The sequence below is a fragment of the Mesorhizobium sp. M7A.F.Ca.US.007.01.2.1 genome (assembly GCF_003998165.1).
Lineage (GTDB): Bacteria > Pseudomonadota > Alphaproteobacteria > Rhizobiales > Rhizobiaceae > Mesorhizobium > Mesorhizobium ciceri.
Genome location: NZ_RZQP01000295.1, coordinates 1 through 6474, shown reverse-complemented (window position 1 = coordinate 6474; position 6474 = coordinate 1). Strand labels below are relative to the sequence as shown.

Sequence of the window (6474 nt, the reverse complement as noted above, 5' to 3'; positions counted from 1 at the left end):
ATCCGGATCTTGCCGGCTGCTACGTCGCCGGCGGTGGCATGGAAGGCGCGGTCTCGGCGCTGCGGGCAGCGAAGCCCGCGACCATGCCGGTGGTCGTCTGCAACGAGATCAACGCCGAGTCGCGCGCGGCGCTCGCCGACAACATCCTCACCATGGTGATCTCGACCCCGCTCGCCGCTTTATGCCGTGAGCTCGTCGACCTGATGGCGCATGCCATCGAAACCGGCGCCGCCAACGCTCCGGGCCAGACCTTTCTGCCCTTCGACATCTATCTGCCGGAAAACATCTAGCCAGCCGCCGCGCAAGGTGCCGAGGCAAATGATAGAATCCATCAGAGCGATGCGTAAATCGGCCCGCAGGCCGCGGAATCGCCCTTGACGCCCCGATGTGAAATGGAATAAATATTTCATCATCTGTATATTTTGGTTCTTTCGTTCCGGAATATCTGTTTCAAACAGAGGGTTTGACGTTCCAGCCAACGGCAAGCGTCACCCGGAATAGAAACGACATCAGGGAGAGATTCCCCGGGGAGATCGGGGATTCCGGATAAATCGGTGAAACCGGACACCAATATGTGGAGGAGAAACACAATGAAGAAATTGATTTTAGGCGTCGCCTTCGCGGCGCTGATGAGTTCATCCGCCCTGGCCGCCAAGGTTGGCGTGTCGATGGCCAAGTTCGACGACAACTTCCTGACCGTGCTGCGCAACGGCATGATCGAGCAGGCCAAGGGTATGAGCGGCGTCGAGCTGCAGGTCGAGGACGCGCAGAACGACGTTGCCAAGCAGCTTGACCAGATCAAGAACTTCGCCGCTTCGGGCGTCGACGCCATCATCGTCAACCCGGTCGACACTTCGGCCACGCAGGCGATGTCGGATGCCGCCGCCGCAGCCAAGATCCCGCTGGTCTATGTCAACCGCGAGCCGGTCAACGTCGACACGCTGCCCGACAACCAGGCCTTCGTCGCCTCGAACGAAGCCGATTCCGGCACGCTCGAGACCAAGGAAGTCTGCCGCCTGTTCAAGGAAGCCGGCAAGAAGGAAGCCAATGTCTATGTGATCATGGGCGAGCTTTCCAACCAGGCCGCCGTGCAGCGCACCAAGGACATCGACGATGTGATCGCGACGCCGGATTGCAGCTTCATCAAGATCATCGACAAGCAGACGTCGAACTGGAACCGCGACGAGGCGCAGAACCTGATGACCAACTGGCTTTCGACCGGCAAGCCGTTCGATGGCGTCATCGCCAACAATGACGAAAGCGCCATCGGCGCCATCCAGGCGATGAAGGCCGGCAACATCGACATGAAGGCGGTTGTCGTCGGCGGCGTCGATGCCACCCAGGACGCGCTGGCGGCCATGCAGGCGGGCGACCTCGACGTAACTGTGTTCCAGGACGCGGCCGGCCAGGGCGCCGGCGCTCTCGATGCGGCGCTCAAGCTCTCCAAGGGCGAGAAGGTCGAGCACAAGGTCTACGTGCCCTTCCAGCTGGTGACGCCAGCCAACATCGACAAGTTCCTGAAGAAGAACTGAGCCGCCAGCGGTTCGATACGGAGCGGCGCTCTCGATCAAGACAGCGCCGCTCCCTCTCTCCCTCAGCGCCGGCACGGCGCGAGGGCGACCGCGGCTGATGGAGGACAGAATACGTGGCACAGACATCTCATGGCGTCGGCGGCGTCGGTTATGATGCGAAGAAGCGCACATGGCCGGCCGAGTTCAATGTTTTCCTGGCCCTGGTCATTCTCGTCGTCATCTTCGAACTGATCGGCCGCATCTTTCTCGGCGACAGCTTCCTGTTCAACACACGCAGCGATGTCGGCGGCATCTTCAACGAAGCGCGCCTGCAGATCATCATCCTGCAGGTGTCGATCGTCGGCATCATCGCCATCGGCGTGACACAGGTCATCATCACCGGCGGCATCGACCTGTCCTCGGGCTCGATCGTCGGCGCGACCGCCATGATCGCCATGAGCTTCGCCCAGGTGGCGACGGTCAACGGCAACCCCAATCCCAAGGCGATGTTCCTGGCGCAGGGCTGGACCGACCTGCCTGTCATCGTGCCGCTGCTGGTGGCGATCGCCTGCGGCCTCTTCGCCGGCCTGGTCAATGGCGCGCTGATCGCCTACACGCGCATTCCGCCATTCATCGCCACGCTCGGCATGATGGTGACCGCGCGCGGCATCGCCAAATGGTGGTCCAAGGGCCAGCCGATCTCGTTTCCCACCGAGAGTTTCGCCAGCATCGGCAAAGGCCTGATGCCGGTCGTCATCTTCCTGTCGCTGGCCATCCTGTTCCAGCTGATCATGACCTATACGAGGTACGGCAAGCACTGTTACGCGATCGGCTCCAACGAGGACGCCGCGCGCATGTCCGGCATCAAGATCGCCAATCACAAGATCCTGGTCTACGTCATCGCCGGCATTCTCGCCGCGCTCGCCGCCGTGGTGCTGAGCTCCAAGAACCTGACCGCGCAGTCCGGCATGGGCGTGATGTACGAACTCGACGCCATCGCCATGGCGGTCATCGGCGGGGTCTCGCTGTCGGGCGGCCGCGGCTCGATCATCGGCACGGTGATCGGCTCGCTGATCTTCGGCGTCATCATCTCCGGCTTCACCTTCCTGCGCCTCGACGCCTACTACCAGGAGATGGTCAAGGGCGTGATCATCGTCGGTGCGGTGGTTCTCGACCAGTGGCGCCAACGCCTGCGGGCAATGAGGGCATGACCATGTCAGACATCGTCCTGAAGACCGAAAACCTGACCAAGCGCTATGGCGGCGTGCATGCGCTGGAAGGCGCGAACTTCGAGCTGCGCAAGGGCGAGCATGTCGCCATCATGGGCGACAACGGCGCCGGCAAATCGACCTTCGTGCGCCAGATCACCGGCGTCGAGCAGCGCACCAGCGGCCAGATCTGGTTCGACGGCAAGGAAGTGAACTTTGCCGGGCCGATCGAGGCCCGCACGGCGGGCATCGAGACCGTGTTCCAGAATCTGGCGCTGGCCGACGATCTCGACGTGCCGTCGAACCTGTTCCTCGGCCGCGAGAAGGTTTTGTTCAACCTCGGCCCGTTCTCGATCCTCGACCGCAAATACATGCGCAAGGCAACCGAGGCGGCGCTGGTCCGCACGGCGGTGAAGATCCCCAATCTGTCCAACACCATCCGCCACATGTCGGGCGGCCAGCGCCAGTGCGTGGCGATCGCCCGGACGGCGACCTTCGCCTCCAAGCTGATCATCATGGACGAGCCCACCGCCGCCCTTGGCGTGCAGGAGACCGCGCAGGTCGAAAACATCGTGCGTACGCTGAAGGACAATGGCGAGCCGCTGATCCTGATCAGCCACAATATGCGCCAGGTGTTCGATCTCTGCGACCGCATCGTCGTGTTCCGGCGCGGCCGCATCGTCGCCAATCTGCGCAAGGAGAACACCGACGGAAACGATATCGTCTCCTACATCACCGGCGCCAAGACCGGGGAGGCGGAACTCGCGGCCTAAAACAGGATGGTCATCCTGTTTTCTGGCGCGCTCGAAAAATAGCCTTGCCACCTTTCCCCAAAAGCAAGGTGCGGACAACTCTCTCCAACCCATTCCCCCAGAGGAAATACCCATGACCGTTCGCTTCGCTCTCCTCGGTGCCGGCCGCATCGGCAAGGTCCACGCCCGTGCCGTCGGCTCCAATCCGCAGGCCAAACTGGTTGCGGTTGCCGATGCGTTCGAGAAGGCGGCCACCGAACTGGCCAGCGCCTATGGCGCCGAGGTGCGCAGCATCGAGGACATCGAGAAAGCCGGAGATATTGACGCCGTCATCATCTGCACGCCGACCGACACCCATGCCGATCTGATCGAGCGCTTCGCCAAGGCCGGCAAGGCGATCTTCTGCGAGAAGCCGATCGACCTCGACGTCAAGCGCGTCGAGAAATGCCTGGCCGTGGTCGACAAGGCCAAGGCGACGCTGATGGTCGGTTTCAACCGGCGTTTCGACCCGCATTTCGCCGCTGTGCGCAAGGCGATCGACGACGGCGCCATCGGCACCGTCGAGATGGTCACCATCACCTCGCGCGATCCGGGCGCGCCGCCGATCGATTACATCAAGCGCTCGGGCGGCATTTTCCGCGACATGACCATCCATGATTTCGACATGGCGCGCTTCCTGCTCGGCGAGGAACCAGTTGCCGTGAGCGCGCATGCCTCGGTGCTTGTGGACAAGAAGATCGGCGAGGCCGGCGATTTCGACTCGGTCAGCGTCATTCTCGAGACCGCGTCCGGCAAGCAGGCCGTCATCTCCAACTCGCGCCGCGCCACCTATGGCTACGACCAGCGCATCGAGGTGCATGGCTCGAAAGGCATGGTGGCTGCCGAGAACCAGCGGCCGGTGTCGATCGAACTGGCCAATGAGAAGGGCTATACGCGCCCGCCGCTGCACGACTTCTTCATGACCCGCTATCTCGACGCCTATGCCATCGAGATTGCCTCTTTCATCGCCGCCGCGACCTCGGGCAAGAAGGCATCACCCAGCGGCGCCGATGGGCTTATCGCGCTTCGATTGGCGGACGCCGCGCTAAAGTCGGCAACCACCGGCAAGACCGTCCGCCTCGACAAGTAAGAACCGGAACTCAATCCAGGAGCAAAGCGATGAGCGCATCCGCCGATCGCAATTCACAGACACGCGCCATCGTCACCGGCGGCGCGCAAGGCATCGGCTTTGCCGTTGCCGAAGCGTTGGCCGACGAGGGCTGCCGGGCGCTGGCGCTCATCGGCCGCTCGCAGGAGAAGGGCGACAAGGCTGTCGCCCATTTCAAGAAAGCCGGCGTCGATGCGATTTTCATCAGCGCCGATGTGTCAAAAGTGGCGGACTGCAAGCGCGCGGTCGCCACCGCGATCTCGCATTTCGGCACCGTCAACGCGCTGGTCAACGCCGCCGCCACTTCGGCGCGCGGTTCGCTGGTCGAAACCTCCGAAGAGTTGTTCGATACGATTTTCGATACCAATGTGCGCGGCCCGTTCTTCCTGATGCAGGGCGTGGTGGCGCATCTCCTGGAAAAGAAGGCACCCGGCTCGATCGTCAACGTGCTGTCGATGTCGGCGCATACCGGCCAGTCGTTCCTGACGCCCTATTCGACCAGCAAGGGCGCGCTGATGACGCTGACCAAGAATGTCGCCAATGCCTATCGCTACAACCGCATCCGCTGCAATGCGGTGCTGCCCGGCTGGATGGATACGGAAGGCGAGGACATCGTGCAGAAGAAGTGGCACGACGCGCCGGACGACTGGCTGGCGAAGGCCGAAGCGACGCAGCCGATGGGCCAGTTGGTCAAGCCGGACCAGCTTGCCCGTCTGATCAGCTACATGGTCAGCCCGCAGTCCGGTGTCATGACCGGGTCGCTGGTCGACTACGATCAAAGCATTGCGGGGGCGTCACCGGAGTAACGCCGGCGAGTCTCAAACGCCCATCACTTCGTCATCCACGGGCGGTGCAAGGAGCGTAGCGACGCGGCGCAGACCCGAGGATCCATGCCGCGACTTCTGAGCGTTGCTGCGGTGCGGAATTCTGCTCCGCTGCACCATTCGGCCAAAGTCACGGAATGGATCCCAGGGTCTCCGCGACGGAGCTTCGCTCCTGCTCCGCCCAGGGATGACGAAATTTGGGTGCTTCGGCCATCCCGAATTGTCTCCGCATCAGGGCACGTGACAAGTGCCTCCGCATCGACTATATGAGCCTCATGATCAACCTGACCGTCACATATTGGTACTTTAGGAGCTCGCTGGCGGCGGGAGGATTGCGCTCGATCTGAAGATTGCAGCAACAAGATCCGAACAGCCGCCATACCTGGCGGCTTTTTTGTTTTCAGCCGGCAGGTTTCCTCTAAATCAAAGGGGAGCATGATGTCGTCCGAAAACCGCTTCACACTTTTCGGCATCATGCTCTCGACAGGAGCAGAAAGCCGTGTTGACCACCACAGACGACCTCCGGGTCAAGGAAATCCGAGAACTGAGCACACCGGACGAGGTGATGCGGGAGATACCGCGCACTTTGACGGCGACGCGCACCGTCAGCGCATCGCGCAATGCAACCCATGCCATCTTGAACGGGACCGACGACCGGCTGCTCGTCATCGTCGGCCCGTGTTCGATCCACGATCCGGTCGCGGCCGTCGATTACGCCAGCCGTCTCGCGGCGCTGCGCGAGAGCCTGTCGGACCGGCTGGAGATCGTGATGCGGGTCTATTTCGAAAAGCCGCGCACGACGGTCGGCTGGAAAGGCCTGATCAACGATCCCCACCTCGACGGCAGCTTCAACATCGACAAGGGGCTGCGGATGGCACGCAATGTGCTGTCGGCCGTCAACAATCTCGGCCTGCCGGCTGCGACCGAATTCCTCGACATGACCACCCCGCAATACATTGCCGACCTCGTCGCCTGGGGCGCGATCGGCGCGCGCACGACCGAGAGCCAGATCCACCGCGAACTGGCCTCGGG

6 protein-coding genes and 1 pseudogene are annotated in these 6474 nt (G+C 62.3%); all 7 read left to right on the top strand.

The genetic code is table 11. The annotated features are described in order from the left end of the window. Positions 1 to 290: pseudogene (locus EN949_RS31630) on the top strand (LacI family transcriptional regulator); the annotation flags it as partial. Between the two features lie 300 nt (positions 291 to 590). Beyond that, positions 591 to 1532, top strand: a complete 942-nt coding sequence (locus EN949_RS31625) for a sugar ABC transporter substrate-binding protein (RefSeq protein WP_024502009.1) — start codon at positions 591 to 593, stop codon at positions 1530 to 1532. A 113-nt stretch (positions 1533 to 1645) separates the two neighbouring features. Continuing rightward, positions 1646 to 2722: an ABC transporter permease gene (locus EN949_RS31620; RefSeq protein ID WP_013528362.1), complete on the top strand. Its 1077-nt coding sequence runs from the start codon at positions 1646 to 1648 to the stop codon at positions 2720 to 2722. Between the two features lie 2 nt (positions 2723 to 2724). Further along, complete coding sequence (locus EN949_RS31615) at positions 2725 to 3492, top strand: ATP-binding cassette domain-containing protein (protein ID WP_023810655.1); 768 nt, start codon at positions 2725 to 2727, stop codon at positions 3490 to 3492. A 112-nt stretch (positions 3493 to 3604) separates the two neighbouring features. Next, positions 3605 to 4600, top strand: coding sequence for an inositol 2-dehydrogenase (gene iolG, locus EN949_RS31610; protein WP_063169773.1), 996 nt, complete (start codon positions 3605 to 3607; stop codon positions 4598 to 4600). A 29-nt stretch (positions 4601 to 4629) separates the two neighbouring features. Beyond that, on the top strand, positions 4630 to 5424 hold the full coding sequence (locus EN949_RS31605; RefSeq protein WP_013528365.1) for an SDR family oxidoreductase: 795 nt from the start codon (positions 4630 to 4632) through the stop codon (positions 5422 to 5424). A gap of 517 nt (positions 5425 to 5941) precedes the next feature. After that, positions 5942 to 6474 (top strand): 3-deoxy-7-phosphoheptulonate synthase (locus tag EN949_RS31600; RefSeq protein WP_127371885.1); only part of this gene is annotated, 533 nt, incomplete at its 3' end.

Bases quoted from the DNA above. Each gene is read 5' to 3' on its own strand.
- EN949_RS31605 (WP_013528365.1), top strand. From the start codon at position 4,630: ATGAGCGCATCCGCCGATCGCAATTCACAGACACGCGCCATCGTCACC.
- EN949_RS31625 (WP_024502009.1), top strand. From the start codon at position 591: ATGAAGAAATTGATTTTAGGCGTCGCCTTCGCGGCGCTGATGAGTTCA.
- EN949_RS31615 (WP_023810655.1), top strand. From the start codon at position 2,725: ATGTCAGACATCGTCCTGAAGACCGAAAACCTGACCAAGCGCTATGGC.
- iolG (WP_063169773.1), top strand. From the start codon at position 3,605: ATGACCGTTCGCTTCGCTCTCCTCGGTGCCGGCCGCATCGGCAAGGTC.